General features: G+C 64.1%; 31 protein-coding genes and 1 pseudogene. 15 read left to right on the forward strand and 17 right to left on the reverse strand.

Features of this window, described 5'->3' with window-relative positions:
* Positions 1-69 precede the first annotated feature (69 nt).
* Together F8N82_RS13660 and F8N82_RS13665 are read left to right on the forward strand one after the other, a co-directional pair.
* Positions 70-867, forward strand: a complete 798-nt coding sequence (locus F8N82_RS13660) for a crotonase/enoyl-CoA hydratase family protein (protein ID WP_038995823.1) — start codon at positions 70-72, stop codon at positions 865-867.
* Positions 868-872: 5 nt separating this feature from the next.
* Positions 873-1,742 (forward strand): alpha/beta hydrolase family protein, encoded by an 870-nt coding sequence (locus tag F8N82_RS13665; protein WP_080764762.1) that lies wholly within the window; start codon positions 873-875, stop codon positions 1,740-1,742.
* Here F8N82_RS13665 and F8N82_RS13670 read toward each other — a convergent pair.
* The 3 genes from F8N82_RS13670 to F8N82_RS13680 all read right to left on the reverse strand — a co-directional run bounded on the left by F8N82_RS13670 (position 1,727) and on the right by F8N82_RS13680 (position 3,079).
* The gene (locus F8N82_RS13670) at positions 1,727-2,275 is read right to left on the reverse strand and encodes a hypothetical protein (RefSeq protein WP_038995824.1); all 549 of its coding nucleotides are present in this window, start codon (positions 2,273-2,275) and stop codon (positions 1,727-1,729) included. The two genes, F8N82_RS13665 and F8N82_RS13670, sit on opposite strands and share 16 nt — an antisense overlap.
* On the reverse strand, positions 2,272-2,793 hold the full coding sequence (locus F8N82_RS13675) for a GNAT family N-acetyltransferase (protein WP_038995825.1): 522 nt from the start codon (positions 2,791-2,793) through the stop codon (positions 2,272-2,274). Before F8N82_RS13675 ends, F8N82_RS13670 begins: the two co-directional genes overlap by 4 nt.
* 73 nt (positions 2,794-2,866) lie before the next feature.
* Positions 2,867-3,079 (reverse strand): PLD nuclease N-terminal domain-containing protein, encoded by a 213-nt coding sequence (locus F8N82_RS13680; protein ID WP_038995826.1) that lies wholly within the window; start codon positions 3,077-3,079, stop codon positions 2,867-2,869.
* 168 nt (positions 3,080-3,247) lie between these two features.
* Between F8N82_RS13680 and F8N82_RS13685 the strand changes: the two genes are divergently transcribed.
* A complete protein-coding gene (locus tag F8N82_RS13685) occupies positions 3,248-4,297 on the forward strand; it encodes an MBL fold metallo-hydrolase (protein ID WP_038995827.1) in 1,050 nt (349 codons plus the stop codon).
* A gap of 81 nt (positions 4,298-4,378) precedes the next feature.
* On the forward strand, positions 4,379-5,386 hold the full coding sequence (locus F8N82_RS13690; protein WP_038995828.1) for a GlxA family transcriptional regulator: 1,008 nt from the start codon (positions 4,379-4,381) through the stop codon (positions 5,384-5,386).
* Here F8N82_RS13690 and rarD read toward each other — a convergent pair.
* The gene (gene rarD, locus F8N82_RS13695; RefSeq protein WP_038995829.1) at positions 5,350-6,279 is read right to left on the reverse strand and encodes an EamA family transporter RarD; all 930 of its coding nucleotides are present in this window, start codon (positions 6,277-6,279) and stop codon (positions 5,350-5,352) included. The genes F8N82_RS13690 and rarD overlap by 37 nt on opposite strands.
* A 98-nt stretch (positions 6,280-6,377) precedes the next feature.
* Here rarD and F8N82_RS13700 point away from each other — a divergent pair, with 98 nt between their 5' ends.
* The gene (locus F8N82_RS13700) at positions 6,378-6,833 is read left to right on the forward strand and encodes an Lrp/AsnC family transcriptional regulator (RefSeq protein ID WP_038995830.1); all 456 of its coding nucleotides are present in this window, start codon (positions 6,378-6,380) and stop codon (positions 6,831-6,833) included.
* A gap of 50 nt (positions 6,834-6,883) precedes the next feature.
* Here the strand turns inward: F8N82_RS13700 and F8N82_RS13705 are convergent, their stop codons facing one another.
* The gene (locus F8N82_RS13705; RefSeq protein ID WP_038995832.1) at positions 6,884-7,354 is read right to left on the reverse strand and encodes a hypothetical protein; all 471 of its coding nucleotides are present in this window, start codon (positions 7,352-7,354) and stop codon (positions 6,884-6,886) included.
* A 100-nt stretch (positions 7,355-7,454) separates the two neighbouring features.
* On the opposite strand from F8N82_RS13705, the gene F8N82_RS13710 reads away from it, so the two are divergent.
* Positions 7,455-7,988, forward strand: coding sequence for a hypothetical protein (locus F8N82_RS13710; protein ID WP_038995834.1), 534 nt, complete (start codon positions 7,455-7,457; stop codon positions 7,986-7,988).
* 8 nt (positions 7,989-7,996) lie between these two features.
* Here the strand turns inward: F8N82_RS13710 and F8N82_RS13715 are convergent.
* Positions 7,997-8,805, reverse strand: a pseudogene (locus F8N82_RS13715) (benzoate/H(+) symporter BenE family transporter).
* Between the two features lie 92 nt (positions 8,806-8,897).
* On the opposite strand from F8N82_RS13715, the gene F8N82_RS13720 reads away from it, so the two are divergent.
* Positions 8,898-10,400 (forward strand): PLP-dependent aminotransferase family protein, encoded by a 1,503-nt coding sequence (locus tag F8N82_RS13720; protein WP_038995835.1) that lies wholly within the window; start codon positions 8,898-8,900, stop codon positions 10,398-10,400.
* Between the two features lie 45 nt (positions 10,401-10,445).
* Here F8N82_RS13720 and F8N82_RS13725 read toward each other — a convergent pair whose 3' ends face one another.
* From F8N82_RS13725 to F8N82_RS13760, 8 genes are all read right to left on the reverse strand, one after another.
* Positions 10,446-10,925, reverse strand: a complete 480-nt coding sequence (locus F8N82_RS13725; RefSeq protein WP_038995836.1) for a hydrolase — start codon at positions 10,923-10,925, stop codon at positions 10,446-10,448.
* A gap of 41 nt (positions 10,926-10,966) precedes the next feature.
* Positions 10,967-11,545: a thioredoxin family protein gene (locus F8N82_RS13730; RefSeq protein ID WP_080764763.1), complete on the reverse strand. Its 579-nt coding sequence runs from the start codon at positions 11,543-11,545 to the stop codon at positions 10,967-10,969.
* 24 nt (positions 11,546-11,569) lie between these two features.
* The gene (locus tag F8N82_RS13735) at positions 11,570-11,713 is read right to left on the reverse strand and encodes a DUF2790 domain-containing protein (RefSeq protein ID WP_224793790.1); all 144 of its coding nucleotides are present in this window, start codon (positions 11,711-11,713) and stop codon (positions 11,570-11,572) included.
* A gap of 102 nt (positions 11,714-11,815) precedes the next feature.
* Positions 11,816-12,088, reverse strand: a complete 273-nt coding sequence (locus F8N82_RS13740) for a hypothetical protein (RefSeq protein WP_141231073.1) — start codon at positions 12,086-12,088, stop codon at positions 11,816-11,818.
* Positions 12,075-12,356, reverse strand: coding sequence for a hypothetical protein (locus F8N82_RS13745; protein WP_038995838.1), 282 nt, complete (start codon positions 12,354-12,356; stop codon positions 12,075-12,077). Before F8N82_RS13745 ends, F8N82_RS13740 begins: the two co-directional genes overlap by 14 nt.
* Positions 12,357-12,492: 136 nt before the next feature.
* On the reverse strand, positions 12,493-13,440 hold the full coding sequence (locus F8N82_RS13750; protein ID WP_038995839.1) for a FecR domain-containing protein: 948 nt from the start codon (positions 13,438-13,440) through the stop codon (positions 12,493-12,495).
* Positions 13,437-13,946 (reverse strand): sigma-70 family RNA polymerase sigma factor, encoded by a 510-nt coding sequence (locus F8N82_RS13755; RefSeq protein WP_038995840.1) that lies wholly within the window; start codon positions 13,944-13,946, stop codon positions 13,437-13,439. Before F8N82_RS13755 ends, F8N82_RS13750 begins: the two co-directional genes overlap by 4 nt.
* A gap of 73 nt (positions 13,947-14,019) precedes the next feature.
* On the reverse strand, positions 14,020-14,862 hold the full coding sequence (locus F8N82_RS13760) for an SDR family NAD(P)-dependent oxidoreductase (protein WP_038995841.1): 843 nt from the start codon (positions 14,860-14,862) through the stop codon (positions 14,020-14,022).
* A 114-nt stretch (positions 14,863-14,976) separates the two neighbouring features.
* On the opposite strand from F8N82_RS13760, the gene F8N82_RS13765 reads away from it, so the two are divergent.
* A complete protein-coding gene (locus F8N82_RS13765) occupies positions 14,977-15,891 on the forward strand; it encodes a LysR substrate-binding domain-containing protein (protein WP_038995842.1) in 915 nt (304 codons plus the stop codon).
* Here F8N82_RS13765 and F8N82_RS13770 read toward each other — a convergent pair.
* From F8N82_RS13770 to F8N82_RS13780, 3 genes are all read right to left on the reverse strand, one after another.
* Positions 15,836-16,147: a DUF2790 domain-containing protein gene (locus F8N82_RS13770; RefSeq protein WP_157771864.1), complete on the reverse strand. Its 312-nt coding sequence runs from the start codon at positions 16,145-16,147 to the stop codon at positions 15,836-15,838. The two genes, F8N82_RS13765 and F8N82_RS13770, sit on opposite strands and share 56 nt — an antisense overlap.
* Before the next feature lie 99 nt (positions 16,148-16,246).
* Positions 16,247-16,996: an anti-sigma factor family protein gene (locus tag F8N82_RS13775; protein WP_038995844.1), complete on the reverse strand. Its 750-nt coding sequence runs from the start codon at positions 16,994-16,996 to the stop codon at positions 16,247-16,249.
* Positions 16,993-17,502: a sigma-70 family RNA polymerase sigma factor gene (locus tag F8N82_RS13780; protein WP_038995845.1), complete on the reverse strand. Its 510-nt coding sequence runs from the start codon at positions 17,500-17,502 to the stop codon at positions 16,993-16,995. Before F8N82_RS13780 ends, F8N82_RS13775 begins: the two co-directional genes overlap by 4 nt.
* 131 nt (positions 17,503-17,633) lie before the next feature.
* Here F8N82_RS13780 and F8N82_RS13785 point away from each other — a divergent pair, with 131 nt between their 5' ends.
* From F8N82_RS13785 to F8N82_RS13815, 7 genes are all read left to right on the forward strand, one after another.
* Positions 17,634-18,680, forward strand: a complete 1,047-nt coding sequence (locus tag F8N82_RS13785) for a catalase family peroxidase (protein ID WP_038995846.1) — start codon at positions 17,634-17,636, stop codon at positions 18,678-18,680.
* A complete protein-coding gene (locus F8N82_RS13790) occupies positions 18,677-19,207 on the forward strand; it encodes a cytochrome b (RefSeq protein WP_038995847.1) in 531 nt (176 codons plus the stop codon). Before F8N82_RS13785 ends, F8N82_RS13790 begins: the two co-directional genes overlap by 4 nt.
* Positions 19,208-19,339: 132 nt before the next feature.
* The gene (locus F8N82_RS13795) at positions 19,340-20,593 is read left to right on the forward strand and encodes an OprD family porin (RefSeq protein ID WP_038995848.1); all 1,254 of its coding nucleotides are present in this window, start codon (positions 19,340-19,342) and stop codon (positions 20,591-20,593) included.
* Positions 20,594-20,681: 88 nt separating this feature from the next.
* A complete protein-coding gene (locus tag F8N82_RS13800; RefSeq protein WP_038995849.1) occupies positions 20,682-21,212 on the forward strand; it encodes a sigma-70 family RNA polymerase sigma factor in 531 nt (176 codons plus the stop codon).
* Positions 21,209-22,162, forward strand: coding sequence for a FecR domain-containing protein (locus tag F8N82_RS13805; protein ID WP_038995850.1), 954 nt, complete (start codon positions 21,209-21,211; stop codon positions 22,160-22,162). The genes F8N82_RS13800 and F8N82_RS13805 overlap by 4 nt, the downstream gene beginning before the upstream one ends.
* An 86-nt stretch (positions 22,163-22,248) precedes the next feature.
* Positions 22,249-24,750 (forward strand): TonB-dependent siderophore receptor, encoded by a 2,502-nt coding sequence (locus F8N82_RS13810; protein ID WP_052251527.1) that lies wholly within the window; start codon positions 22,249-22,251, stop codon positions 24,748-24,750.
* A gap of 95 nt (positions 24,751-24,845) precedes the next feature.
* Positions 24,846-26,054 (forward strand): MFS transporter, encoded by a 1,209-nt coding sequence (locus tag F8N82_RS13815; protein WP_052251528.1) that lies wholly within the window; start codon positions 24,846-24,848, stop codon positions 26,052-26,054.
* The last annotated feature ends 61 nt before the right edge of the window (positions 26,055-26,115 follow it).

Raw genomic sequence — 26,115 nt, forward strand, 5'->3', positions numbered from 1 at the left:
TTGGTTAGCTTCATCAAACCGAACGAACGGTAAGTAACTCTTTTAACCTCTTTGCAGGAGTGCAAGTCGATGAGCGAAGCCAATAGCGGCCCCGGCCGAGTCAGCCGCGAACAGCGTGGCCACCTGTGGCTGGTGGGCCTGGACCGCGCCGCCAAGCGCAACGCCATGGACAGTGCGCTGCTGATGGACCTGGCGCTGGCCCTTGGTGAATACGAGGGCAACGATGAACTGCGCTGCATGGTGCTGTTTGCCCATGGCGAGCACTTTACCGCCGGGCTCGACCTTATGGAGTTGGCACCGAAGCTGGTCGGCGGTGGCTTGCACTACCCCGAAGGCAGCATCGACCCCTGGGGCACCCGCCTGCCTCGCCGGAGCAAGCCAGTAGTGGTCGCGGTCGAGGGCATTTGCTGGACCGCGGGCATCGAATTGCTGCTTAACGCCGATATCGCCATCGCTGCCAGCAATGCGCGCTTCGCTCACCTGGAAGTGCTACGCGGCATTCCACCGTCAGGCGGCTCTACCGTGCGCTTCACCCAGGCCGCAGGCTGGGCCAACGCCATGCGCTACATGCTCACTGGCGATGAGTTCGACGCCGATCAAGCGCGGGCGATGAACCTGGTCAATGAGGTAGTGGCTCCAGGGCAAGCTCTGGCCCGCGCCATCGACTGTGCCGAACGCATTACCAAGGCTGCGCCACTGGCGATCAAGGCCACCCTGCAATCGGCCTTCCTGGCTCGAGATGAAGGCCATGCTGCGGCATTGGCCAGGCTCGACGAAACGTTGCTGGAGCTGATGGGCAGCGCCGATGTGCGTGAAGGGGTGATGGCGATGATGCAAAAGCGCGCCCCGCAGTTCACCGGGCGCTGACCACCATGACCCAGATGATCTCCCCGGCCCCGCCGCACGCCTTCACCCTGCATGCCCGCGACGGTTACCCGTTGTCGGCTTACCGCTACCCGGCTGTGGGTGAAGCCCGTGGCAACCTGATCCTGGCCGGTGCCACCGGCGTGCAGCAACGCTTCTACCGGCGCTTTGCCGAGCATGCGGCAGTCAAGGGTTTCAACGTGCTGACTATCGATTACCGCGGCGTCGGCGAGTCGCGGCCGGCGTCGCTCAAAGGTTTTGAGATGTCCTACCTGGACTGGGCTTACCTGGACTTGGCCGCAGCCGTCGACCTGCTCGGCGCCGAGCCATTACCCTTGTACTGGGTCGGCCATTCCTTCGGCGGCCATGCCATCGGCCTGCTGCCCAATCATGCCTGCATCAGCGCCTGCTACAGCCTCGGCAGCGGCGCCGGCTGGGCCGGCTGGATGCCCTGGCCGCAGGCGCTGAAGGTGCGCCTGCTGTGGCGCTGGGTCCTGCCGCCGCTGGTAGCCCTGAAGGGTTACATGGCCTGGAGCCTTCTTGGCATGGGCGATGACCTGCCGCGCGGGGTCTACCGTGACTGGAAGCGCTGGTGCGCCTACCCGCACTACTACTTCGACGACCCGCGCATGGCTCATCTGGCCGAGCAGTACGCCCAGGTGCGCATGCCTTGCGTGTTCGCCACCTCGCTGGATGACCCCTGGGCGCCACCGCGCTCGCGGGATGCCTTCGTCAAGGCCTACGGCAATGCGCCAGTGACCCGCCGTGACCTGCAACCGGGCAATGTTGCCATCGGCCACATGGGGTACTTCAAGGCTCAGGCACAACCGCTATGGGACGAGATACTGACCTGGCTCGGCCATTACCCTCGCCCATAAACCACCAACTCACCGCTGGTGGCGATCACCAGGCTCAAACCGGTGTAGGAAAACCCGAACGCACGCACTTCGGTCTCGATTGCCAGGGTATGAAACCTGGCGGGCCGGTTGTAGCGCGCGCCATGCAGCCAGGAACCCGGCTCGACCAGCAGCAGATGCTGCTCGGGCCAGGCCAGGGTGATGTTCTCCACCACCCAGCCATCGCTGGTGCTGATCGGCAGGCCACCGCCCTGAATGCCGGACATGCGGATCACCCGCTCGTTGAGCGGGCCGATGCCGCGGGTTTCCAGGTAGTGGTCGCTGCCCAGGTTGTCGGTGCGGTCGCGGGCGATTTTCTCGCCACTGCGACAGTCAATGACACTGCGACCTGAACTCGACGCCACCAGCAGCCGCTCGCTGTCGCGGTCGAAGCCTACCTCCAGCAGGCCGGCGACGGTGAACTGGCCGGTCAACTGCCACGGCGCAGGTGCGGGTGCAACCGCTTGTTGGCGGATGACCTGGCGCAACGGGTCGAGGTGTCTGCTGCTGGTCATGGTGCCTTCCAGTGCGGATGCGTCAGCCGATACACCCGCACCGGCCGCTCGTGAAACTGCACAGTATCGAAGGCATTGAAACCGGCTTTTTGCGCCACACGCAAGGAGGCGATGTTGGCCGCTTCAATAATTGCAATCACTGCCGGCAGCCGGTGCTCGCTGAACGCATGCTCAAGCACGCCGCGCACCGCTTCGCTGGCCAGTCCCTGACCCCAATAGCGTGTAGCCAGACGATAGCCCAGGCTGGCCTGCTCTACCCCTTCGACCTGCTCCGGGCTGACGCCGCAAAAACCGACCAGCTCGCCGTTGGCCTTGTCGACCAGCGCCCATTGGCCCATGCCATGATCGGCATAGCACTGCAGGCACCCGTCGATGAAGGCTGCAGTCATCTGTTCGTCGCAGACACCGCGCACCGAGAATTTCATCACCTCAGGGTCGCTGAGAATGGCGGTCAGGGCGGGCAGGTCTTGACGCGAGAGTTCGCGCACCAGCAGGCGTGGGGTTTCAAACAGCGGCATGAAGTGCTTCCTTGGGTCGTGCAGGCGCAACGATGCACCGTCGCCCCTACAATCCCTGTCGCCAGCCGCCGGGTCAACCCTCCCGCGAAATCGGCACCCCCGCGCTGGCTTTCGGCCCGGCGACGGCCCAGGCGATCAGGCCCAGCACCGGCACGAAGACGATAAACACGATCCACAACATCTTGCGATCCGCCCGGCTCTTGCTGCCGATGATGCGTTTGATGGCCCAGAGTTCGACCAGGGTGAGCAATACGGCAAGGGTGATCCAGATATGACCGTTTTCCATGGGTAGCCTCCTGTGGGGTTCAGAAGGTTAGGTGCAGAGAGCACCTGAGGGTTCAGTCAAATGTGCTCATAACGCCGTTCATCTGGCGCGCCACAAAGCGATGGCAATGTGCCAAGTGCTCGACTGAACTGTGGGTGTAGCCGCTCATCACTCCTGAGAGGTAATGACATGCGCTGGCCGCTGCTCACCCTGGCCCTGATGATCGCCGCCTGCACCCACGTGCCGAGTTCCCGGCATCTGGCCGTGAGCAACTTGCAGTCACTGCCCGAACCCAAGTTGCAGTACCTGGGCGTCGGTGGCTGGCTGATCCACTGGCGAGGCGAAGGCGTGTTACTTGCGCCGTCGTTTTCCAACCCCGGCGGCTTGGGCATTGGTGGCCTGCCGCCGTTACGGGTAAAGGCCAACCCGCAGCGTATCGACACCTTCATGCCGCCGGCCACCGACGTGAAAATGCTCCTGGTCGGTCATGCCCACTACGATCATTTGCTCGATGTTCCCAGGGTCATGCACATTCACACACCCAAGGCGACAGTCTATGGCTCGCAAACCGTTGGCCACATCCTCCATGCTGGCAACATTGACGCCAAGCGAATCAGGGCACTTGGCGAAGGTGATATCGCCAATCCTTACCTGCCCACTGCGCGTGGCACCTGGTTCTACTCCAATGGCCAATCAGCCAGGGATGGCACCCGGCCTCAAGGGAAAACACCCGGGATGATTCGCGCCATGGCGCTGCGTAGCGAACATGCCGGCCACGCCTTTGGTATCAACTTCATTCAGGGACAATACGATGACGACCTCGACACACTGCCCCAAGGTCTGTTCGGTTGGCGCCTCGGCGAGGTCACCCTGGCGTGGCTGATAGACCTGCTCGACGAAAATGGCAAACCGGTGTATCGCATCCATTACCAGGATAGCGCCGCCAGTCCGCCCCTGGGCTTCCCTCCGTTGATTGCCGATGGCAAACGCATCGACGTGGAGATCCTCTGCGCTGCCAGCTGGGACCAGGTGCGCAACTATCCCGCTGCGCTGCTGCGCGTCACCAGGCCCCGTACGCTGGTGCTGGGTCATTGGGAAAACTTCTTTGCCAGCGACCCGAGAAAGCCTGCACGTACGATCCCCTTGCAGGACTACCAGGGCTTGCTGAATCAACTGTCTCACTACACGCCGGTGATACCGGAGCCCTTCTCCCTGGTGCCGCTTCCGCCGCCCGAGTAGCGAGCGGTGTTTGCCGTATTGTGTTTCGCATCCTGTGAACGCACACTCGGCGGCGCCACGCCAAGCCTCGCGGAGTCGACCTTGCCCACCCCACGCCAGTTCAGCAAGAAATCCAGCACCAGCAACATGCTCAACCTCAAGCACCCCGAGGCTGCCTCGACCCCGGCGTATCAGGTGGGCTTTTTGCTGCTGGAGAACTTCTCCATGGCCAGCTTTACCGTGGCCATGGATGTACTGGTGACGGCCAACCTGCTCAAGAGCAACCTGTTCTTGAGCACGCCGTTTTCCCTGGGCAGCGAGCGGGTCACCAGTGACCTGGGCCTGGAGATTTATGCCGCGCACCTGGACCGCGCAGCGCTAGACCACCTCGACATGCTGATTGTTTGCGGCGGCCTGCGCACCCCGCTCAAGTACCCGCAGCTGGACAAGCTGCTGAGCGATGCTGCCGCCCACCAACTGGCCCTCGGCGGGCTGTGGAACGGCGCCTGGTTTCTCGGCCGCGCCGGGGTGCTGGAGGGCTACAACTGCACCATCCACCCCGAACAACGGGCAAGCCTGGCCGAGCGCAGCCCGCAGTGCACCATCACCCCGGCAAGCTATGTGCTCGACCGCGAGCGCCTGACCGCCGCCAGCCCCAACGGCGCGCTAGAGATGATGCTGGCGCTGCTCAAGCTGCAGCATGGCGAAGCGCTGGCCGAGGGTGTCGAAGAGATCCTGGCGTTTTCCAGTGCGCGCTTTCGCCGGGTCGACAGCAGCCAGAAAAAAACCATGAGCGCGCCGCTGCGCACCATCGTCGAGCTGATGGAAAGCAACCTTGAAGAAACCCTCAGCCTCGATCAGTTGGCGGCTTACAGCGGCCGTTCGCGCCGGCAGATCGACCGCCTGTTCCAGGCGCAACTGGGCACCTCGCCAAGCCGCTACTACATGGAACTGCGCATCACCAAAAGCCGGCGCCTGCTGCAGTATTCCGACCTGCCGCTGATGGATGTGGCGATTGCCTGTGGCTTTGTTTCGGTCTCGCACTTCAGCAAGTGCTACTGCGCCTACTTCGGCTACCCGCCTTCACGCGAGCAGCGGCTGGGCGAGTAACCGCGGCGGTTGCCATTGAGGCTCAAACCGCCCTCCACCACCAGCACCAGCACCGCCAGCCAGATCGCAATATAGGTCGGCCATTGCGCCGGGGCGATGCTGTCGCCCAGCAGCACTGCGGCCACCACCAACAGCACCGGCTCGACATAGATCAGCAGGCCGAACAGGGTCAGGTTCAGGCGCGGTGCCGACAGCGCCTGCAAGCCCAGGGCCGCGGCGCTGATCGCCCCCAGGCCGAGTACCAGCCAGGGCAGGTTCGAGGCCAGCCCGACAAGGCCGAGCACCACGCCGCCCTTGAGCACAAAGTACAGGCTCACCGGCAGGCTCAGGCTCATGTCGAACCACAGCCCGCCCATGTTGTTGGTGTCGGTGACCCGGCGCAGCCAGAAGTACAGCGGGTAGCCCAAGGACACCACCAACACCGGCCAGGAGATTGCCTTGGCGATGGCGATCTGGTTGATGATGCCCAGCGCCGCCAACGCACAGGCCAGCAGTTGCAGGCGGCTGATCGCATCCTTGAAGGCCAGGCGGCCGACCATCACCATCACCAGCGGCATCAAAAAATAGCCCAGCGACACGTCCAGGCCGTAGCCATTGATCGGTGCCCACATAAACAGCCATAACTGGGCGCCGAGCAAGACTGCCGAGACCAGGCGTATCGCCCAGAACCAGCGCTCTTCGAACAGGCGCAGGAATATCCGCCGCACCTGCGGCCAGTGCCCGCTGACGATCACCATCAGGGACAGGCACGGCACGGTCAGCAGAATCCGCCAGCCATAGATTTCGGCGCCGTCCAACGGCGCGAGCAGGCTGGTGTAGGCGTACATCACCGCGAACAGCACCGAGGCGAAGACGTTGAGCACGACGCCCAACGTGGAGTTATGCGCGGTCATTGCAAATACCTTCATGAGGGCCAGCAGAGGGTGATAATTTATTCCGCCGCCACTGATAAGTGCCCCCGTTTTCACCCCTCAAGATGAGAAATTTTTGCATGGACCTGGACGCATTCGACCTTGCCCTGCTCGCCGCCTTGCAGCGCGACAACAGCCAGCCCCTGCGCGAGCTGGCCGAGCAGGTGCACTTGTCTACGGCCTCGGTGCAACGGCGTATCCAGCGCTTGAAAAAGACCGGGGTGATCCAGGCCAACGCCGCGGTGATCAACCCGGACTCAGTCGGCCAGGTGATTACCCTGATGGTCGAGGTGCACGCCGACCGCACCCAGTCGGCGGACCTGGAAGTGATGAAGCGTGCGTTCTCGGGGCCGGAGATTCAGCAGTGCTATTACGTCACCGGCGACGCCGACTTTTTGCTGGTGCTGACGGTGGCGAACATGACCGTGTTCCAGGGCATCGCCCAGCGGCTGTTTCACGACAATCCGAACGTGAAGTGGTTTCGTACCATCGTGGTGCTGGAGCGGGTCAAAACGACCTTGCAGGTGCCGCTGTAAGATCTGCGCCTGCCTGCACTGCCCATGTGGGAGCGCTGCATTCAAACCCACTATTGCTGCGGCAACGCCTTGAGCGCTGTGGCCAACGCCTCGGCACTGGCATATTCCTTCTGCCCCGCCACAACCCCCTGCTCCAACTGAATCCACAGCACCTTCTCTTCAGCCCCCGGATAGCGCGCCACCACCTTGCCGTCGCGGTCCAGCACCACCCGGTAGCTGTAGTCACGCATGGCCGGGATCGCGAAGAGTTTGCTGATCAGCGCCGGCATGCGCTGAATATCAGCGACGAACACCGCATCGCGCGCTTCCAGGTAGCCCTTGGGCTGTTCGCCCACTGCGGCCTGGACCAGCTTGGCACCGTCCATGTTGCGCGCCACCAGCAGCACACAGGTCTGCTCGTTGAGGCTGTAGGGCTGGTCGTGCTGGTCAAGCAAGGTAAAGGGCGCCAGGCGTTCGCCGACTTCGGCGGCGCCAGCCAGCAGCGGCATCAGGCTCAATAGCAGGGTAATGGCGTATTTCACAGGTGACCTCGTTGTCAGTGCAGGAGTGCTGATCCTAGCGTGGATGCCAGGGCTAAAGTACCCTTTGCGCTCATTTCAAGGAGACCCCACCGTGCCAAGGATGCTGACATTGTTGCTCTGCTGTGCCCTGTTCCCGACCAGCGCCTGGTCGGCCTTGAGCCTGGGCGAGTTCACCCTGGGCATGCCGCGCGCACAGGTGGTGGAGGTGATGAAGCGCCACTACACGCGGGTCTGGTTGATCAATGGCGTCCACTACGAAATGCCCCGCCAGTACTACCAGGCCGTCGACCCGCTGCCGGGGGTCGAGCCCTACAAACTGGGCGATGTGCAGATCAGCCGGATTGAAGCGGCCTTCGACAAGGATGGTCGCCTGCGCCAGGTTTCGCTGTCGCTGGAGACCACCGACGGCGAACGCGCCATGCAACTGGTACCGTTGATGCGTCAGGCCAAAGAAGCGCCGAACAGCAGTGGCCGCCACGACCTGCTGCTCGAAGACGGTGAACTGACCTACTGGACCAGCGCGTTCTGGGAGTGGACGGTGATCAACATCGCCGACAAGCCCACTTCGCTGGAGAACATCCCGGCACGGGCGCGCAGCGACGAGAATCAGCGCGCCAAGGCGGCCAAGCGCTGATCGCTGCCTTACCCCTCGCCATTGCTGGCACCGATCACCCCTGCCCGCTCCCGGCGCGGCAAGCGGCCATTGAGCACGGCATAAGCGCCCAGGCCGATCACCAGCCCCCAGAACGCCCCGCCGATACCGAGTAAACTGATATTGGCGGCCGCAGCCAGAAAGGTGATCAACGATGCTTCGCGGGTTTTCGCATCGGCCATGGCAGTGGCCAGGCTGCCGCCAATGGTGCCCAGCAGCGCAAGCCCCGCCAGGGTGCTGATGAAGGTGGCCGGGAAGGCCATGAACAGCGCGGCCAGGGTTACCCCGAAGACGCCGACAAGAATGTAGAACACGCCCGCCGCCACTGCGGCGATCCAGCGCTTGGCAAGTTCTTCGTGGGCTTCCTTGCCGGTGCAGATCGCCGCGGTGATCGCGGCGATGTTGAAGGCGTGGGAGCCGAACGGCGCCATCAACAACGAGCCCAGCCCGGTAACGGTGACAATAGGGTTGGCACTGGCCTTGAAGCCGTCATTGCGCAGCACCAGCATGCCGGGCATGTACTGGCCAGGGCCACGACCAGGAAGGCGGCGGCCGGTGTCGACCAGGCGGTGATGATCGGCTGGCGGCTGAGCCAACTGAGCAACAGCCCGGTAACCCCCACGCCGATGGATACCGACCACACCCAGGAAGCCGTGAGGGCCGGGCTCAAACCAGCGACCTTGGCCGCCTGGAACACCAGGATGAAGGTCCCGCCGTAATTGACGATAACCGAGATGAGACCGGCGATGAGCGGGCATGAGGTCGCCGGGGCGTAGTGCTGAAGTAGACATGGCGGCAGGGTTCCTTGCGAAGAGGCAGTGACGAGCGACCGAGTGTACGAATAGACTGGCCTGCCCGTTCTGGCCAGTTTCTTCACTTTCGGCAGACCACATGGCAACCACGTTCGAGCTTGAAACCCTGAAGATGCGCGTCCACGACGCCGAATTCGCGCCGCTGGACCTGCACCAGCGCATCCAGCGCGCCCTGCGCGCACTGATCCTTGAAGGGGCGCTGGGCGGTGGCGTCAAGCTACCGGCCAGCCGCGCCCTGGCGACATCGCTGGGCGTCGCCCGCGACACCGTCGAGAACGCCTACGTGCAGCTGCAGCGCGACGGCTATATCGTCCGCCGCGCGGGCTCGGGCAGCTATGTGCCGGACAACCTTGGCACTGAATTGCGCGGCAGCGGGCAAAGGCACATCAAGGCCGGGGCACAAAAACGCAGTGCCCCCGAGCCCGGCCAGGGCTTGAGCCAGCGCGGGCGGGCACTGTTCGACAACGGCGGCGTCAGCGACCAGCAGGTAATCAAGGCCTTTGCCACTGGCCTGCCGGAAACCCGCTCATTTCCGCTACAGGTCTGGGAACGCCTGCAGCGCCAGGCCGTGAAGGACCATCGCAGCAACGTCTTGCTGCACGGCGACCCACAGGGCAACGAGGCCCTGCGCAAGGCCATCGCCACCTACCTGAACCTGGAGCGCGGCGCCAAGGTGGCGCCCGAGCAGGTGCTGGTGCTCAGCAGCACCCGCCAGGCGCTGTTTCTGTGCGCACAGATGCTGGTGGATGCCGGCAAGCCGATTCTGCTGGAGAACCCCGGCTACTTTGGCGCGAAAAAAGCCTTTGAAGCGGCGCAAGCGCGGATCGTGCCGATCGACGTCGACGCCCACGGCATCCGCACCGACCTGCTGCGTGCCGACCAAAGCGGCGCCAATTGCGTCTACGTCACGCCGTCGCACCAGTACCCCACCGGCGCGACCCTGAGCCTTGCGCGGCGCCTGGAGCTGATCGACTGGGCGGCGCAGAACGGCAAGTGGATCATCGAGGACGACTACGACAGCGAGTTCCACTACGACGGCCTGCCCACCGCCTGCGTGCAAGGCCTGGACAGCCAGCAGCGCACCCTTTACATCGGCACCTTCAGCAAGACCCTCTTTCCCGGCCTGCGCATCGGTTACATGGTCTTGCCGCCCGAGTTGGTGACGCCCTTCAGCGCCGCGCGCAGCATCATCGACGGGCACACCCCGCAGGTCCTGCAACTGACCCTGGCGCGCTTCATGGACGACGGCCACTACAACGCCCACATCCGCGCCATGCGCAAACTCTACGCCGGGCGCCGGGCCTGCCTGCTCGACGCTGTTGGCAAGCATCTGGCAAACATCGTCACCGCCATGCGCCCGCCGGGAGGCCTGCAGATCCCCTGCTTGCTCGAACCAGGCTTCACAGAACAACACACCATCCAGCTGGCCGCCCGCGCCGGCGTGCAACTGCCCGGGCTCAGCCGCCTGTATGCCGGCCAGCACAAGCAGCAGGGCTGGTTGCTGGGCTATTCATCGCTGACAGCCAGTGAAATCGACACCGCAGTCCGGCAACTGGCCAAGGCCCTGAAACAGCCAGCGTAACGCGCCCCTGTGGGGACTTGCCAGCGATCGAGCGCAAAGCGCTCGCTAAAAGGCCAACCGCAACCGCTCGATCACCTGCCCGATCGAAGGCCCTTCAATCGCTGGCGGCGTCGGGTTTTCAGCAAATTCACGCCAGATGTACAACGTCAGTTCGGCGCCGTCGGTGGCGGTTGCTGGGCAACCAGGGCCGGCGAAATCCTGCAGCCGTCGATAACGCGCATCTTCCCAGAACAAGGCTTCGACCCAGGGGTACACCGGAATGAAGTGAAAATGCAGCGGCAAGCCAGGCATGTGGCCGTAGCGGCTGATGTACAGCCATTTCGGCTCAAGGGTGGTTTCCATCACCCGCTGGATGGTCGCGAGCAAACCACCCAGCTCGGCCAGCGCCGCAACTGGCAAGTCGGCCATCGAACCGGCGCCAGACCTGGCGCCGAGCATCAGGTAGCCGGGCAAGGCCGAGGCCAGGTGATGGTTGAGGATCCAGTGCTCGGTCTGGTGAATGACATGCGACGGCGGTAATTCCATGGGGGCATCCCTGCAAGTGCAACTGGCAGGATAACAAGCCTTCACCCCGCCTGCCCGTCACGCTCCTTGAGCAGTTGCTGGATCACCTGCTCCTGGGTGTCGTAGGCGCCTTCGCCAAAGTGCACATAACGCACCTGGCCGCTGCCATCGACGATGTAGTGCGCCGGCCAAAACTGGTTGCCGAAGGCGTTCCAGATCGCGTAGTCGTTGTCGATGGCCACCGGGTAATCGATACCCAGCTTGGCCATTTGCTCGCGCACATTGTCGACCACTCGCTCCTCGGGGTATTCCGGCGTATGCACGCCGATCACCACCAGGCCCTGGTCGGCGTAGCGCTTGGCCCAGGTGTTGACGTGCGGCAGGCTGCGCCGGCAGTTGATGCACTCATAGGTCCAGAAGTCCACCAGCACCACCTTGCCCTTGAGCGCTGCGCGGTCCAGTGGCGGCGAATTGAGCCATTGCACGGCACCGGCCAGTTCCGGCATCGGCCCCAGCGCCTCAAGGCTTGTCGGCGTGCCGGCGAACAGGCGGTTGCCCAGGCCCGCCGCTGCCAGCAGCAGCGCCAGCAGTGCGGCGATGCCCAGGGCCCGACGGCGACTTGTGTTGAAATTGATGTTCATGAACGAACCTCCCTGGTCGATGGCTTAACCGCCTTCATGGCAGTCGCTGGCAAATTTCTGGTACTGCAGGCGGTGTTCCTTGCCTTGGGAATCAAGGTAGTCCATCTGTGCGTTGACCACGCCGTAGCCAATGCTGCTGTCCTCGTGCAAGGCCAGGACCTTGTGCACATTTCGGCGACCGTCAGCAATCAACTACGTAGAGGCCTTACTTAGGCTCGCACACAAATAAGGCTATTGCGTGTGCGAACCTGCGACACAGATCGAACGTGACTACTCTTCCGGCTCTACCTCACGCTCAACGCAACTCACACTGAACTTGGTGGAGTCCTTATAGTCAGGTCTGGAATCACGATAGTTCTTCTCAGCCTCCGTAACGTTACTGCCATATGACTCTTCGTTATTTGTTTGCCTCGCATCCGCACCTTTGCCTCCGTTAATGCTCAGATCATAGGCCGAACACTCGAAGTCCTTGGCCCACGATCCGGTTGGCAACAATGCCATCACCATCACACCCATCAGCACTTTCGTTTTAATCGAACTCACGGGATAGCTCCTCGCGCAACTGGTGCGCAGTTGTTTGACAGCACTCGGAGGGATGTACTGACACCGCCGTAATGGCAGCAATCACCAGGGTTCGACACTCATCATCAGCGCCGCAGTAAATCTTCACTATGCCCGCCTTCCAGTCGATACTACGGACTTCGCCACTCTGGGTTTCCATGATCCCCAGCTCGGCCGGAAAGCAGCCATACAAGGCAATAGGGTCACCGGTCCGATACAAGCTCAGACGTTCGCGATTAACCTCATTCATTGGCGCCTCCCCTGGCCATCCCAACGTAGGCATCATCACGATCTCGGCGCGATAGGACTACTGACAAAAATGACAGTTCTAGCTGCCATTCGTCGCTCAGTTGCTAGCATCGTCCGGGCAACTTCACGGCTAAGCCTTACACCGCTTCAGGCCGGGCCACCAGGGTTACCCAGTAGCGGCTGCGCGCCTGCACCGCCACGGGCAGGCTGGCCGCCAGCAGGGCCAGCACCCGGTCAGTGTCATCCAGGCGGAACGTACCGGTAACCTTGAGCGATTCCAGCGCCGGCTGCCAGCGCAGCCAGCCCGGGCGATAACGCGCCAGCTCACGCAAAAACTGCCCCAGCGGCTGGTTGTTGACACTCAGAACGCCATCGCGCCAGTCCGGCTGGCGGGGGTCGAAACGGTCCATGGCGCCACTGCCGTCGGCACCGATGGTCAACTGGTCGCCGACCTGCAAGGCCAGCGCCGGGCCCTGGCGCGGTTGCACTTGCACTGCCCCCTGGAGCACGGCGATGCGGCACTGCTCGGCGTCGCGCCGCAGGCACACCTGGGCCTGGCCGACGCTCACCCGGGCCATGCCAAGGTCAACGTGCAGCGCCTGGGCACGGCTGACGCTCAGGGCGATTTCGCCTTCGACCAGGGTCAGGCTCTGGTGAGCAAGGTCAAGGTTGACGGCGGTTGCCGTGTTCAATTGCAGCAGGCTGCCATCGGCCAGGCGCACGCCACGGCGTTCCCCCACCGCCGTACGCAGGTCGGCACGCAAGGCCTGCAGGGGCACCTGCTGGCCAAGCAGCCAGCCAGCGGGCAACAACAGCGCCAAGGCCAGGCCCCGCTTGAGCAAGGTTCGGCGGTTGGCTTCGGGACGGTCGAGGCTGGCCATGGCCAGGGTTGGCGGCACGTCCTGAAAACGCTGGCGCAAGCCCTCGGCACGCTGCCAGATCTGCTCGTGCTGCGCATTGGCCGCGCGCCAGTGCTGCAGACGCTGCAGATCGTCAGCGCTGGCCCGCCCGGAATCGAGCAAGGCCAGCCAGTGCGCAGCGGTGCGCGCCAACTGCCGGGCTTCGCGGCTGAAGGTGCGGTTCATAGTTCGACCAGCAGGCAATGCTCATAAGCCTGGGCCATGTAGCGTTTGATCGTACGTTCACTGACCGCCAACCGCTCGGCGATCTGTGCATAGTTCAGGCCTTCGAGCTGCGACCAGAGAAACGCCCGACGCACCGCCGCCGGCAAACCGTCGAGCAGTTCGTCCAGGGCCTGCAAGGTTTCCAGCAGCAACCAGCGCTGCTCCGGCGAAGGCACCAGGGCCTCGGGCAGGCTGGCCAGCGCCTCGAGGTAGGCACGCTCCAGGCTGCGGCGCTTGTGGAAGTTGACCAGCAAGCGCTTGCCGACGGTCAGCAGATAGGCCCGTGGTTCGCGTAACTCGCTCAACACCTGGGGGCTGGCCAGCACGCGCAGGAAAGTATCCTGGCTGAGGTCGGCGGCATCCCAGCGGTTGCCCAGGCGCTGGTACAGCCAGCGTTCCAGCCAACTGCGATGCTCTCGGTAGAGGCCATGCAGGGTCTGCTCGGTAGGGCCCGCCGCTTCGCTCATGTCAACGCACCTGGATGGATTAGACTCAAATGAGATTGATTCTAATTAATACCCTGGCGCAAACCAAGCGCTATTACATGGCTTTTATCATCTGCCAACGCTGGCGCACCTCGCGCACCGTGCTGGCCGACACCCCGCGCAGCTCGCGCGGATAGTCCACCTGCGGATTCTCCTCGAAGCGCGTGGCACAGAACTGACCGTTGCTGGCCCGCAGGATGTAGCCGCTGTCCTGGCAGTCTGCCGAGGCCAGATACAGCACGCCGGGCACAACCCACTCGGGCTTGAGGTCTTCGGGCTCGCCCTGCTGGCCCCACATGCGCGTACGCGCCACCGGCGAAATCGCGTTGACGGCAATCCCGTGCTCGGCGCCCTCGGCGGCCAGGGCGTTCATGATCCCCAGTTGCGCCATCTTGCCGGCGGCGTAGGCACCCAGGCCGGTTTGTGCGTGACGCAGGTACATGGCCCGGTCCGAGGTAGTGAGCACGATGCGCCCGCTGCCAGACGCCTTGAGCGCCGACCAGGCGTGCTTGCTCAACCACAGCGGCGCGTGCACGTTGATGGCCAGGGCGCGCTCAATGAAATCGCTGCTGCAGTCTTCGATGTTCTGGTAACCGACCCAGCCGGCGTTATGGATCAGCGCATCGAGGCCGCCGAACCTGTCGAGCGCCTTGGCAAGCAACTGCTGGCAGGCCTGTTCATCGCCAAGGTCGGCGCTATGGCCGATTACCTGATGGCCTTCATTGCGCAACAGCTCGGCGGCGCCCTCGGCAATCGAAGCGTCGCTGCCACGTCCCTCGCGGTCGGTGCCAAGGTCGCTGATTACCACCTGCGCACCGGTTTGAGCCAGGGCGCGGGCATAGGCCAGGCCCAGGCCACGGGCGCCACCGGTGATGAGTACAGTTCTGAATGGGGTCACAAGCAGTCTCCTGATGGGCCGTTCAGCCTAGCCAGTGGGCACTGCAAAGTTGAATACTATTGGCCAGAGCCGCCGATATCCTGCCGATATCGAAGCGCATCAAGGATGCCCGCCGTGATCGAAACCCGCCTGCTGCGCCAGTTCGTCGCCGTGGCCGAAGAGCTGCATTTTCACCGCGCTGCCGAGCGCCTGCACATGGCCCAACCGCCGCTGAGCCAGGCCGTCGCCAGGCTTGAGCAGCGCCTGGGCTTTGCCCTGTTCACCCGTCATTCCCGCGGTGTGACGCTAACGCCCGCCGGGGCGACGCTTCTGCACACGGCGCGGGCGACCCTGGCAACCTTGCAGCAAGGCATCGTCCAGGCACGCCAGGTCGCTGAAGGCATCGCCGGCCAACTGCGTATCGGCAGCCTGGCGCTGGCGGGCTATCCGCTGCTGCTCAACGCGCTCAAGCAGTTTCGCGCCGACTGGCCCAAAGTGCAGTTGGACCTGCAGCAGGGGTCGTCGGCGCAGTTGGTCGAGCAGTTGCTCGATGATCAGTTGGATATCGCCGTGGTCCGGCAGTTGCCACTCATGAGCGAACGCCTGAGCAGCCGTTTGTTGCTCGAAGAAGAGGTTTTACTGGCGCTGCCAAGTGACCATTGCCGCGCTAGCGAAACGGCTGTCAGCTTGGCGGACTTTGCCGATGAAGATTTCGTCTTCACCCCACAAGCCTTGGGCGCAGGCTATCACCAGCAACTGCTCGACCTGTGCCAAAGCGCTGGCTTTTACCCGCGCATTAGCCAGCAGGCGGCGCAACTGCAAACGCTGATCAACCTGGTCGGTTGCGGCTTCGGTATCGCCCTGGTGCCGGCCGCAGCCGCCCAGGCCAATGCCCAGCCGGGGGTGCGCTTTTGCCGCTTGCGGGAAGCCAGCCCGCGCTTGGGCCTGTACCTGGTGTGGCGCAGCGACGATCCCTCGCCGCTGCCAGGGCGCTTTATCGCGTTGACTGAAAGCGCGGACACTGGCCTTCGAGCCGATAACGCAAGGTAACCAGCTGGCCGCTGGAATCTTCATAGGTCATCAGCATCGGCGCCGCTTCGCAGCTGCGGGCCATGGGGGTCTGTTCGATCAGACGGGCGACATCCACGGATTTGCCGTAGGTAAAGTCCTGGATGGTCGGGACGGTCTTGCCGGTTCTTGCGGCATAGGCCTGCACTGCCTGCTCATGGGCAACCAGACGCGCGTCCTTTACCTCTGGTGCCGAAGCCTGCGCGCTTTGGCCGGCCAGCAGAACCACTGCTGCCATTACCAAACCTTGCATGCGCTTCATTGGCGGATACCTCGAATGAAGTGAAATGACGACAGGAACAACGGTTTCGAGCTTACGCCCCTAATAGCATTCCAGCTACAAAGTGATATCGAGGGCCTGACGCAATTGCTCGCTCCGGCTGTCGGACGCGGCGCTGACCAGGGCGTAGTTGTAGTCCCCTCGCGACCAGTAGCGGGCCTGCAGCTGGCCGTCAGTTCGCTCACCGCTGGGCATGCGCGCATAGTGCTCGCCCGGCGAGCGCAGGAACAGGCTGATCCGCTGGCCCTGGGCGTCCTCGAACAGCAACAGCGCTGCCGGTCCCTGCTCGTTGCTCAGCAGCCGCGCGCCCACCGGGGTGAAACCGTAGGCCGAAAGGTCTGGCAGGTTGCCGACATGGGCAAAGTGCTGGCCCAGCCAGGCCTGCAAACGCGCCGGGTCCTGGGCGCTGAGGTCGAGGGCCTTGGCGTCGGCAAACAACCGATGGGCCTGCACGGCATCGGCCATCGGCGGATTGCTCGCCAGCAGGCTCGCCTCGCGCACCTGCCAGCCGCCCAGGCCGCCGATGCCCAGGGTGACCAGCAGCACCGCGGCACTGGCCCAGCGTCGTTGGCGCCGACGGCGCAGCTCACGGCGCACGTTGGCCGGGTCCAGGCGCGGGTTGGCTGCCTGCCCGGCAAAGCCGGACAGCGCCGCACGCAACTGGCGGGCATCGTTGCGCCAGGCGTCGACCCGCGCAGCCTGCTCGGGGTTGGCCGCCAGGTACAGCTCCACCGCCCGGCGCCGCTCGCCGTCCAGGCGCTCGTCGACGTAGGCGTGCAATTCGTGATCCGACGGAATCAAGCTCATTTCAACCTCCGCAGCGCCGGGGGCGGCGTATTGCCCTCGGCCAGTTCGCGCATGGCCGCGCGGGCCCGCGACAAGCGTGACATCACCGTGCCGATCGGCACATCCAGGGCCAGGGCGGCCTCCTTGTAGCTCAGGCCTTCAACGCTGACCAGCAACAGCAAGGCGCGCTGCTCGGTGGGCAGTTGCGCAAACGCCGCCAGGCCCGACTGGGCAACGACGATGTCTTCAGTGTTGCTGCCCGCCGCCTCGCCCCGGCCGAACCAGGCCAGCCAGCGCGCCTGGCGGCGTTCGCGGCGTTTACTATCGATAAACTGCCGGTACAGGATCGAGAACAGCCAGGCGCGCAAGCTGCCCTCTTCGCGCTGCTGCCCGCGGCGGCTCAATGCGCGCTCAAGCGTGGCCTGGACCAGGTCGTCGGCGCTGCTGGCCTCGCGGGTCAGCCACAGGGCGAAGCGGCGCAGGCGCTGAAGCATCTCGCGCAATTGCTCGTCGTCTAGTTCGTTCATTGCCGCAGTCTTGGCCTGTAGGCGATCAGTGTACGAGGCAGACGCTGGCGGCGAAGAATTATTCCCAGGCGTTGGAATAAATTTCTGCGCCACGCGTCGTACCGGCTCATTCACTGACCCGGATCACCGCCATGAGCACTCCGTTACACGGTCGCCCCCGCGCCCTGCGCCTGGCTGCCATAGGCCTCGGGCTGGCGGCCCTGGCCGCTGGCTTTGCCTATGCCGGCGGCTGGATCGGCGCCGAGCGCCTGACCCCTAAGCGCTTTATCGATACTTTTGAAGCCCAGGCCGGCCACTACCCCGGCTACCGTAAGAATCATGCCAAGGGCCTGTGCGTCAGTGGCTACTTCCAGAGCAGCGGCGCAGCGGCCAACCTGTCCACCGCGCGGGTGTTCAGCCAGGCCAGGGTGCCGGTGATCGGCCGCTTCGCCATCGGCGGCGCCAACCCCCACAGCCCGGATGCCAGCGTGCCGACCCGCAGCCTGGCCCTGCAACTGAGCAGCGACGATGGCCAACTGTGGCGTACCGGCATGAACACCCCGCCGGTACTGGCCGTAGGTACGCCAGAAGCCTTCTACCAACAGGTGCTGGCCATGACTCCGGACCCGGCCACCGGCAAGCCGGACCCGGCGCGGCTGCAGGCGTTTTTCGCCGCCCACCCGCAGAGCGCCGCCTTTCGCCAATGGGCCAAGGACTACAAACCCTCGGACAGTTTCGCCAACTCCAGTTACAACAGCATCAACGCCTTTGCCCTCATCGATGCCAGCGGCAAGGCCCGGTACGTGCGCTGGAGCCTGCTGCCACAAACGCCTTTCGCCACACTGGCGGCGCAGGTCGATGACAACGACTACCTGCAACACGACCTGCGCCAGCGCCTGAGCCAGGGCCCGCTGCGCTGGACCCTGCAACTGACCCTGGCCGAAGCCGGCGATGCCGTCGATGACCCCAGCCAGCCCTGGCCTGCCCAGCGGCCCACGGTGAACGCCGGCACCTTGGTGATCGACCAGGTCGATGCCCCGGAACAAGGCGCCTGTCGCGACCTGAACTTTGACCCGCTGATTCTGCCGAGTGGCATCCAGCCATCCGCCGACCCGATCCTCGCAGCCCGCTCGGCGGCCTACTCGGAATCCTTCAACCGCCGCAGCCGTGAAGCCGCGCAGCTGGGAGCTCGCCCATGAAACCTGTTGCCTTCCACCCCCTGGTCCGCGTGCTGCACTGGCTGATGGCTGTGCTGATCCTGGCCATGCTGTTCGTTGGCGTGAGCATGGTCAGCGACCTGTCGCCACGCCATACCTGGCTGATCAGCCTGCACAAGGCCATTGGCCTGGCTCTGTTGCTGCTGGTGGTCGTGCGTATTGGCCTGCGCCTGAGCCTGCCGCACCCGCCGCTACCCGACGACTTGCCGCCACTGCAGCGCTGGGCGGCGAAAGCTTCGCACCTGTTGCTGTACGGGCTGATGCTGGCGATGCCGGTGCTGGGCTGGGGTATGCAGTCCGCCGGTGGCTATCCGCTGCCGCTGCAACTGCCGGCGCTGCTGCCCCACGACCTGCAGTTGTATGCCCTGCTGCGCCAGGCCCACGGCTGGCTGGCCTATGTACTGTTTGCCACCGTGCTGGTGCACCTGGGTGCGGCACTGGTGCACGGGCTGGTACGCCGTGACGGGGTGCTGCGCAGTATGTGGCCAGGGCCATTGCCAAAGAATTAATATCTTAATTATTTTTCGTTATTGGCCATTTCCCGTCTCAAGAGGTCTATTCAAAAATAAAGATAATATGTTAACAATATAAGCAGAGACACCCGGCACCCGCCCTACACAACAACAAGAAAGGTAGCCCCAATGCTTCTGCCCCGTTCGCTGACGGTGAGTGCCGGCCTGTGCGCCGCATTCGCCCCTTACATCGCCCAGGCCGAGTTCATCAAGGACAGCAAGGCCAGCCTTGAGACACGCAACTTCTACTTCAGTCGCGACTTTCGCCAGAGCGGCGCGCCGCAGAGCCAGGCGCGGGAATGGGCCCAGGGTTTTATCCTGAAAATGGAGTCGGGCTTTACCGAAGGCACCGTAGGCTTTGGCCTCGATGCCCTGGGTGAGCTGGGCGTCAAGCTTGACTCCAGCCGCGACCGGCGCGGCACCGGCCTGCTGCCCTTCGGCGCCAGCCAGGAACCGGTGGACGACTACAGCGAACTGGGCCTGACCGCCAAGCTGCGGGTCAGCAAGACCACCCTCAAGCTCGGCACCCTGCAACCAATGCTGCCGGTAGCGGCGATCAACGACGTGCGCCTGCTGCCTTCGACCTACAGCGGCGGCCTGCTGACCTCCCAGGACATCGACGGCCTGACCCTGAACCTCGGCCGCCTGGAAAAACAGAACCTGCGCGACTCCTCGAGCAACGACGAGATGAGCTACGCCGGGGTCGAGAGCAATCACCTGGACCTGGCCGGCGGCACTTACGCGATCAACCCGCGCCTGGCCGTCAGCTATTACTACGCGCAGATGCAGGACATCTACCGCCAGCACTACACCGGGCTGGTCCACGACCTGCCCCTGGGCGAAGGCATCAACCTGCGCAGCGACCTGCGTTACTTCGACACCCGCGAACAGGGCAGCCATGACCTGCGCGCCGCCTCGCGGGTCGACGGCGGCAAGATCGACAACCGCTTCTTCAACGGCATGCTGACCCTGGGCGTGGGCGCGCACAAATTCGGCCTCGGTTACCAGAACCTTTCCGGCGATGGCGATTTTGCCTACCCAGGCCTCGACCCCTACTCGGTCAACCTGGTCACGGTGAACGTCTTCACCAAGGCCGAGACCGATGCCTGGCAAGCACGCTACGACTACAACTTCGCCGGCCTCGGCCTGCCGGGCTTGAGCTTCATGACCCGCTACGTCAATGGCAGCCATATCGAAACTGCCAGTGTCAGTGGTGGCAAGGAATGGGAGCGCGATACCGACATTGCCTACGTGGTGCAAAGCGGGCCACTGAAGAATGTCAGCGTGCGCCTGCGCAATGCCACCTTCCGCTCCAGCGGTGGCTTGACCACGGACATCGACGAGAACCGCCTGATCGTCGGCTACACCCTGGCCCTCTGGTAAGTGCTGGTGACGGCCGTGTGAAAACAACCCTTTATTAGTTTTTTGGGAATGCTTATCATCTGCATCATTTTTTCGGGATGCAGCCAGGATGAGCGCACCGCCGTCACCGCCCAATGCCGAACTCGGCCAGCTCTATCAGCACCATCACCTGTGGCTGCAACACTGGCTTCGCCGGCGCCTGAGCTGCCCACAACGGGCGGCGGACCTGATGCAGGACACCTTCGTGCGCATCCTCGCCTCCTCCGAGGCGCTGGAACTGGTGCGCCTGCTGCGTGAGCCGCGCAACTACTTGGCAACCGTGGCGCGGCGGGTAATGATCGATCATTTCCGCCGCCAGCAACTGGAACGCGCCTACCTCGAAGCCCTGGCAGCGCAACCGGAAGCCGAACAGATCTCCACCGAAGAGCAGGTACTGATTCTGGAAACCCTGCGTGAAATCGACCAACTGTTGGCCGGCTGTGGCGCCAAGGCGCGCAAGGCGTTTCTGATGGCCAACTGGCTGGGCATGACCTACGTGGAAATCGGCGAAGCCCTGGGTGTGTCGCTGACCACGGTGAAGAAGTACCTGATCAAGACCACCGAGCGCTGCCTGCTGCTCGCCTACGATGCCCAGCCATGACTGACCGAGAACACCAACGCCAGGCCCTGAAAGCCGCCGCCCGCTGGCATGTGCAACTGGCCGCCGGCGATGCCCCGGCCGACCTGTACCAGGCCTGGCAAGTATGGCTGGCCAGCGCCGCGGAGCATCGCTGGGCCTGGGCACGGGTCGAGCAGTTGCAGGGACGCCTGGCCAGTGTGCCCGGGGCGCTGGCCTTCGACACTATGCAGCGTAGCGAAGCCGAAGGCCTGCCCCGGCGCAGCGTGCTCAAGGGCCTGCTGCTGGCCACCGGCCTTGGCCTCGGTGGCTGGGCCAGCTACCGCAGCCAGCCGGCGCAACACTGGCTGGCGGATGAGCACAGCGGCACCGGTGAAATTCGTCATTTGAGCCTCGCCGACGGCAGCCAATTGGTGCTCGACACCGCCAGCGCCGTGGACATCCGCTTCGACGATCAGCAACGCCTTATTCGCCTGCGCCACGGGCGGATTTTTCTTACTAGCGGCAAAGACAACCAGCAACGCCCGTTGCGGGTGGAAACTGCCCAGGGCCTGGTCGAAGCCCTGGGCACGCGCTTCAGCGTTGATCAGCGCGAGGCCGCCAGCCGGGTCGAAGTGTTCGAGCACGCGGTACGCATCAACCCGCATCAGGCCCCGGCACGACACCTCGAAGCCGGGCAGCGCTGCCAGTTCGACAGCCATGTAGTGCATGCCGCGCAGGCCGTCGCCAGCAGCGAAGCGGCGTGGACCGGCGGGCACCTGATCGTCGAAGACTGGCGCCTGGGCGACCTGCTCGAAGAGCTCGGCCGCTACCGACCGGGGCTGTTGTCCTATTCCAACGAGCTCAACGGGCTACGGGTATCCGGGACCTTCTCCCTCACCGATAGCGATGCCGCGCTGTCGGCCCTGGCCACGTCGTTCAAGCTTCAGGTGCGGCGTTACAACCGCTTCTGGGTCAATGTCGATCTGAGTTGATTTTTTTTGAACCGGGGGGTGCCTGTTTTTTTTCGTTCGTCCGCCTCTGTAGGAAATAATCTCATTTGCGAACGAAGAGGATTTCCATGCAACCCCGCTTCCCCCGTGCCCTCCTTCCCCAGTTGATCGGCCGCCACCTGCTGGCCGCCACCTTGGCTCTGCCCTTGCTACCCGTCGCCATGGTCCAGGCGGCAGAGACCGACAGCGCCAGCAGCGGCCAGGTATTCGCCATTGAAGCGGGTTCCCTGAGCCGGGTGCTGGGCAGCTTTGCCGCCGCGGCCGGGGTCAACCTGTCGTATGACGCACAACTGACCGCCAGCCAGCATAGCCCTGGCCTGCAGGGCCGCTTCGGGGTACTCGAAGGCTTGAGCCGGATCCTCGCCGGCAGCGGCCTGCAGGCTTACCGCCAGGCCGACGGCAGCTACTCGCTGCGCCCGCTGCCGGCCAGCAACGGTGCGCTGGAACTGGGTGCAACCACCATCGGCGCCAGCACCTTGAACACCAGCGCAGAAACCACCGACAGCCTCACCGTGCGCCAGGTCAGCTTCGCCAAGGGTGAGCATTCGCTGCGCGAAACACCGCAGTCGGTGACGGTGATCACTCGCAAGATGATGGATGAGCAGAACCTCAACACCCTCGAACAGGTGATGGAGAAAACCCCGGGGATCACCGTGCATGACTCGCCCATGGGCGGCAAATACTTCTACTCGCGCGGTTTCATGCTCGCCGGCCAGTACCAGTACGACGGCGTGCCGCTGGACCTGGGTGGCAACTACGTACAGGCCAACAGCTTTGCCAGCGACATGGCCTACTACGACCGCGTCGAAGTGCTGCGCGGCGCCGCCGGCATGCTCAAGGGCTCGGGCAGTTCCGCCGGTGGCGTCAACTTCATCCGCAAGCGCGGGCAGGAAAAGGCCGCGACCAGCGTCAGCCTTTCGGCGGGCTCCTGGGACAACTACCGTGCCCAGCTCGACACCGGCGGCCCGCTCAACGAGTCCGGCAGCCTGCGCGGCCGGCTGGTGGTTACCGGGCAGGATCGCCAGTACTTCTATGACATGGGCAAGCGCGACGACCAGGTGGTCTACGGCGCGCTCGACTACGACTTCAACGACGCCACCACCCTCGGCATCGGCGCCGCCTACGAGAAGCTCAATGCCACCCCTTGCTGGCAGGGCCTGCCGCGCTACAGCGAGGGTTCGGACCTGAAGCTGTCGCGCGCAACCTGCCTGGGCGCGACCTGGAACAGTTGGGAAAGCCAGCGCGTGAACCTGTTCGCCGACCTCACCCACCACTTCAACGACCAGTGGCTGCTGAAAGTCGCCGCCATGCACAGCCACAACACCCAGGACATCCAGTACGCCATGACCCTGGGCAGCGTGCCGGTCGGCAGCACCGCGGCCAACAACCAGGTGTATTCCGGCCTGTTCGACTACGACCAGCACGACTACGGCATGGACGCCTACCTGGACGGCAAATTCACCGCCTGGGGCCTGGAGCACGAGCTGATCGTCGGCGCCAACGCCAGTCGCGCCAAGGGCCGCGACACCTATGCGCTGATCAACATGACGCAGTTGCTCGGCGTGACCATGGACCCCTTCGCGCCCAACCGCGACATTCCCAAGCCGCCCGACAGCCTGTACCAGACCGCTTCCTACCGTGGCGGCCCGCTGCCGGTGGAAAGCGACACCCGGCAGATCGGCACCTACGCCACCTTGCGCCTGAAACTGGCCGAGCCGCTGACCCTGGTGCTTGGCAGCCGAGTCAGCTGGTACCGCAGCAAGCGTGATTCCTACACCCAGGCCTGGGACTACTGGCAGCATGATCGCAGCCAGGAAAACGGCCAGGTGACGCCGTTTGCCGCGCTGATCTACGACCTGGACGACACCTGGTCGGTGTACGGCAGCTACGCTGACATCTTCCAGCCCCAGGGCACCTATACCGATACCGAGGGCAGCCCGCTGCAACCCAAGACCGGCGCCAACTATGAGCTGGGGATCAAGGGCGAATGGCTCGATGGCGGCCTGAACGCAGCGTTCAACCTGTTCCGCACCATCGAGGCGCACCGCGCCGAAGCCGACTATGACTCGGTCTGTGCCGGCTCCTCCGACGGATACTGCTACAGCGACAAGGGCAAGGTTCGCGCCCAGGGTTTCGAAGCCGAACTCAGCGGCGAGCTGGCCGAGCGCCTGCAGGTACTGGCCGGCTACACCTATACCGAGCTTGAATACCTCAAGACCAACAGCACCAGCCAGGACGCGACCTTCACTGCCAGCTACGTGCCGCGTCACCTGCTGCGGGTCTGGGCCGACTACCAGCTGGATGGCCCGCTGCAGCGCTGGAGCCTGGGCGGTGGGGTCAATGCGCAAAGCGACAACCACTACCAGGACCGCGCGGCGAAAACCGTACAGCCCGGCTACGCGATCTGGAACGCGCGCGTGGGCTACCAGCTGGACGACAACTGGAGCATTGCCGTCAACGGCAACAACCTGTTCGACAAGCACTACTACTCCAGTGTCGGCGCCCTGGCCTGGGGTAACTTCTACGGTGAGCCGCGTCATTTCATGGTGACCCTCAAAGGCGATTTCTGACGCGGGTGATTTGCGGTCGACGCTGATTGATGATAGTCGTTATCATTTTTTTCCCGGTCGTCGACCGCCTTGCCCTCATCTGCCCTGGATTGCCCATGCCCACTGCAACGGATCCTGCCGTGCTCGCCTCCCCCGAGCGCTCTACCTTCGATCTACGTCCGCTCCTGGCGGCCAACATGGCCTGTACCATGGCGATGATGGCCTTCGTCTCGCTGATCGGCCCGATTGCCCGTACGCTCGGCCTGGCCACCTGGCAGGCCGGCACGGCAGTGACGGTGGCCGGGGTGATCTGGATGCTTCTGGCGCGCCCTTGGGGCCGGGCCAGTGATCGCCTGGGCCGGCGCAAGGTGCTGTTGCTCGGCACCGCGGGCTTCACCGCCGCCTACTGGGCCTTGTGCCTGTTCATCGATACCGCCTTGCACCTGCTGCCCAGCGCCGCCCTGGCCTTTGCCGGGCTGGTGCTTGGCCGCGGCCTGATCGGCGCCTTCTACGCTGCCCTGCCGGTCGGCGGTGCGGCACTGATTGCCGACAACATCGAACCGCAACATCGCGCCCGGGCCATGGCTTCGCTGGGGGCGGCCAACGCCTTTGGCCTGGTCATCGGCCCGGCACTGGCGGCGGTGCTGGCACGCTTCAGTTTGAGCCTGCCGTTCTATGTGATGGCGGTGCTGCCGATGCTGGCGTTCCTGGTGCTGCTGCTCAAGCTCAAGCGCCAGGAACTGCACCTCAAGCAGCCACCGCGCCCGGTACGCCTGGCCGACCCGCGCCTGCGCCGGCCGCTGCTGGTGGCGTTCGTGGCGATGCTAAGCGTGTCGGTAGCGCAGATTACCGTTGGCTTCTTCGCCCTCGACCGCCTGGGCATGAGCACCGCCGACGCCGCGCAAACCGCCGGGGTTGCCCTGACCATGGTTGGCGTGGCGCTGATCCTCTCGCAGGTCCTGGTGCGCAAACTTGAGTGGCCACCGCTGCGAATGATCCGCGTCGGCGCCAGCATCGCCGCCGTGGGCTTTGCCGCCAGCGCCCTGGCCACCAGTGCCGTGGGCTTGTGGGCGTGTTTCTTTTTCTCGGCCTGTGGCATGGGCTGGGTGTTCCCGGCGTTCTCAGCGCTGGCGGCCAATGCCATGGACGCCTGCGAACAAGGCGCCACGGCCGGCTCCATTGGCGCCGTGCAAGGCCTGGGGGTGGTTATCGGGCCGCTGGCCGGGACCCTGATCTACGCCGTCGATCCGCGCCTGCCGTACCTGATTGTCGCTGCGCTGCTGTTGCTGGTAGGCCTATGGCCGCAGCCGAAAAAGTCCGCCTAACAGGCGGGCCGCTAAAGCCTGGTCGAATGTGTTTTAATGCCTCGCCCAAAATTTTTGACAC

It is taken from the genome of Pseudomonas fluorescens (genome assembly GCF_902497775.2).
Taxonomy (GTDB): domain Bacteria; phylum Pseudomonadota; class Gammaproteobacteria; order Pseudomonadales; family Pseudomonadaceae; genus Aquipseudomonas; species Aquipseudomonas putida_F.

Bases quoted from the DNA above. Each gene is read 5' to 3' on its own strand.
- F8N82_RS13750 (WP_038995839.1), bottom strand. From the start codon at position 13,440: ATGAACCGCACCTTCAGCCGCGAAGCCCGGCAGTTGGCGCGCACCGCT.
- F8N82_RS13815 (WP_052251528.1), top strand. From the start codon at position 24,846: ATGCCCACTGCAACGGATCCTGCCGTGCTCGCCTCCCCCGAGCGCTCT.
- F8N82_RS13770 (WP_157771864.1), bottom strand. From the start codon at position 16,147: ATGGCAGCAGTGGTTCTGCTGGCCGGCCAAAGCGCGCAGGCTTCGGCA.
- F8N82_RS13795 (WP_038995848.1), top strand. From the start codon at position 19,340: ATGCTTCTGCCCCGTTCGCTGACGGTGAGTGCCGGCCTGTGCGCCGCA.
- F8N82_RS13700 (WP_038995830.1), top strand. From the start codon at position 6,378: ATGGACCTGGACGCATTCGACCTTGCCCTGCTCGCCGCCTTGCAGCGC.
- F8N82_RS13755 (WP_038995840.1), bottom strand. From the start codon at position 13,946: ATGAGCGAAGCGGCGGGCCCTACCGAGCAGACCCTGCATGGCCTCTAC.
- F8N82_RS13805 (WP_038995850.1), top strand. From the start codon at position 21,209: ATGACTGACCGAGAACACCAACGCCAGGCCCTGAAAGCCGCCGCCCGC.
- F8N82_RS13810 (WP_052251527.1), top strand. From the start codon at position 22,249: ATGCAACCCCGCTTCCCCCGTGCCCTCCTTCCCCAGTTGATCGGCCGC.
- F8N82_RS13675 (WP_038995825.1), bottom strand. From the start codon at position 2,793: ATGCCGCTGTTTGAAACCCCACGCCTGCTGGTGCGCGAACTCTCGCGT.
- F8N82_RS13790 (WP_038995847.1), top strand. From the start codon at position 18,677: ATGAAACCTGTTGCCTTCCACCCCCTGGTCCGCGTGCTGCACTGGCTG.
- F8N82_RS13800 (WP_038995849.1), top strand. From the start codon at position 20,682: ATGAGCGCACCGCCGTCACCGCCCAATGCCGAACTCGGCCAGCTCTAT.
- F8N82_RS13670 (WP_038995824.1), bottom strand. From the start codon at position 2,275: ATGACCAGCAGCAGACACCTCGACCCGTTGCGCCAGGTCATCCGCCAA.
- F8N82_RS13685 (WP_038995827.1), top strand. From the start codon at position 3,248: ATGCGCTGGCCGCTGCTCACCCTGGCCCTGATGATCGCCGCCTGCACC.
- F8N82_RS13680 (WP_038995826.1), bottom strand. From the start codon at position 3,079: ATGGAAAACGGTCATATCTGGATCACCCTTGCCGTATTGCTCACCCTG.
- F8N82_RS13710 (WP_038995834.1), top strand. From the start codon at position 7,455: ATGCTGACATTGTTGCTCTGCTGTGCCCTGTTCCCGACCAGCGCCTGG.
- F8N82_RS13660 (WP_038995823.1), top strand. From the start codon at position 70: ATGAGCGAAGCCAATAGCGGCCCCGGCCGAGTCAGCCGCGAACAGCGT.
- rarD (WP_038995829.1), bottom strand. From the start codon at position 6,279: ATGACCGCGCATAACTCCACGTTGGGCGTCGTGCTCAACGTCTTCGCC.
- F8N82_RS13730 (WP_080764763.1), bottom strand. From the start codon at position 11,545: ATGAACATCAATTTCAACACAAGTCGCCGTCGGGCCCTGGGCATCGCC.
- F8N82_RS13745 (WP_038995838.1), bottom strand. From the start codon at position 12,356: ATGAATGAGGTTAATCGCGAACGTCTGAGCTTGTATCGGACCGGTGAC.
- F8N82_RS13780 (WP_038995845.1), bottom strand. From the start codon at position 17,502: ATGAACGAACTAGACGACGAGCAATTGCGCGAGATGCTTCAGCGCCTG.
- F8N82_RS13725 (WP_038995836.1), bottom strand. From the start codon at position 10,925: ATGGAATTACCGCCGTCGCATGTCATTCACCAGACCGAGCACTGGATC.
- F8N82_RS13720 (WP_038995835.1), top strand. From the start codon at position 8,898: ATGGCAACCACGTTCGAGCTTGAAACCCTGAAGATGCGCGTCCACGAC.
- F8N82_RS13775 (WP_038995844.1), bottom strand. From the start codon at position 16,996: ATGAGCTTGATTCCGTCGGATCACGAATTGCACGCCTACGTCGACGAG.
- F8N82_RS13785 (WP_038995846.1), top strand. From the start codon at position 17,634: ATGAGCACTCCGTTACACGGTCGCCCCCGCGCCCTGCGCCTGGCTGCC.
- F8N82_RS13665 (WP_080764762.1), top strand. From the start codon at position 873: ATGACCCAGATGATCTCCCCGGCCCCGCCGCACGCCTTCACCCTGCAT.